Here is a 1,438-nt window from a genome sequence, read left to right as displayed (position 1 = left end):
TGAGAGTGCGGGATGTGAGCTCTTGTCCGTTTCGTGGTTGAGGTTGGGGAAGGGCCGCTGGTCGCGGGTGGGGGGGTAGTCCTCAGGCGTCGGGGCGGGCGAACAAGCCGGGTTCGGGTTCGATGAGGATGCCTCGGCCGACCAGGCGTTTCAGTTTGGAGCGGATACCTTCGGTGTTCTTCGGGAGGATCGGCAGGTCGAGGGCCTGGCAGAGGTCGCGGGCGCGCATCGGTCGGCCCGCGTCGGCCAGGGCGGTGAGGATCTGCTGGTAGGCGGGGTGGTCCGGGATGTCGGGGCGGTCCGGCCCGGTGGCGGGTGAGGGCAGCGGGAGAGTGAGGAGGGTCTTGCGGGTGATGCGGAGGTTCTCGCTCTCCGCGTCGAGTTCGCCGAGCTGCCGGGTGAGTTCTTCGATGCGGGCCCGGAACTGCCCGGCCTGGTCGGCCAGTTCGCGCTCGCGGGTTTCGATGTGTTCCAGGATGGCTTTGACCTGTGGGTTCTCGCTCATGCGGTCCTCCAGGAGGCGATGGTGGCTCCGGTGAGGCGGCGGCTCATGACGGAGGTCATCGCCCACAGAACGCGGGAGCGGGAGGAGGCGGGGCGGTGTTCGTAGTCGCGTACGAGACGGCGGTAGAACATCAGGATCCCGTTCGTCTGCTCCACGATCCACCGCTTGGCCTGCGGAACGAAGCCCTTGTCGTCCGGGTTGCGCTCGACGATCTCGACGTCGATGCCATGGTTCTTGCCGTGATCGACGACCTTCTTCTTGAAGCCCTGATCGACCAGGGCCTTCTTCACTGTGTCGCACTGCTCATGGACACCGTCCAGCAGGGCGATGCCGGCGGTGTTCTCGTGCGCGGACGCGGGCAGGACGACGCAGTCGATGACGAGGCCCAACACGTCTACGGCCAGGCATCTCTTCCTGCCCGGCACCCTTTTCGCGGCGTCCCGGCCTGTCGTCGTGGCCGGAACGCCGACGGCCACGTGGATGCTCTGCGTGTCCAGGACCACCAGGCTCGGGTCGGCTAATCGTTTCCGCTTCTCCCGCAGCTGCCAGCGCAGCAGGTCATGGATGTCCTGGTCGGTGCCCTCGTCGCGCCAGAGGTAGAAGTAGTACTTCACCGCTCCGGGCGGGGGCATGTCATGGGGCAGGAACTCCCACTGACACCCCGTGCGGTTCTGGTAGAGGATCGCGTTCACGATCTCCCGCATCGCGTACTTCCCCTGATGCCCGCTGACCGACGGATGCCGGGCCTTCCATGCCGTGATCACGGGTTCGACGAGCTCCCACTGCTCATCGGTGAGATCGCTCGGGTACGGCTTGCGCATGCTCATGCCATAACTCAAGCGAACCCCGAACTCCTGACCGGCAGCGATGCCCCAACGTCACACCATCCAGCGATGACAAGACCGACGGAACGCCACATCCCGCACTCTGAGA

At 65.8% G+C, this 1,438-nt stretch carries 2 protein-coding genes; both read right to left on the bottom strand.

The window, feature by feature from the left end; genetic code table 11:
- Nucleotides 1–82: 82 nt before the first annotated feature.
- A complete protein-coding gene (locus tag AC07CM_RS50960) occupies nucleotides 83–505 on the bottom strand; it encodes a hypothetical protein (protein WP_478883370.1) in 423 nt (140 codons plus the stop codon).
- Nucleotides 502–1,332, bottom strand: a complete 831-nt coding sequence (locus AC07CM_RS50955) for an IS5 family transposase (protein WP_478883369.1) — start codon at nucleotides 1,330–1,332, stop codon at nucleotides 502–504. Before AC07CM_RS50955 ends, AC07CM_RS50960 begins: the two co-directional genes overlap by 4 nt.
- Nucleotides 1,333–1,438 lie beyond the last annotated feature (106 nt).

This window comes from Streptomyces sp. NPDC044061 (assembly GCF_056434305.1).
The sequence above is the reverse complement of the archived record's forward strand: the minus strand, read 5'-3'. Positions and strand labels throughout refer to the sequence as shown.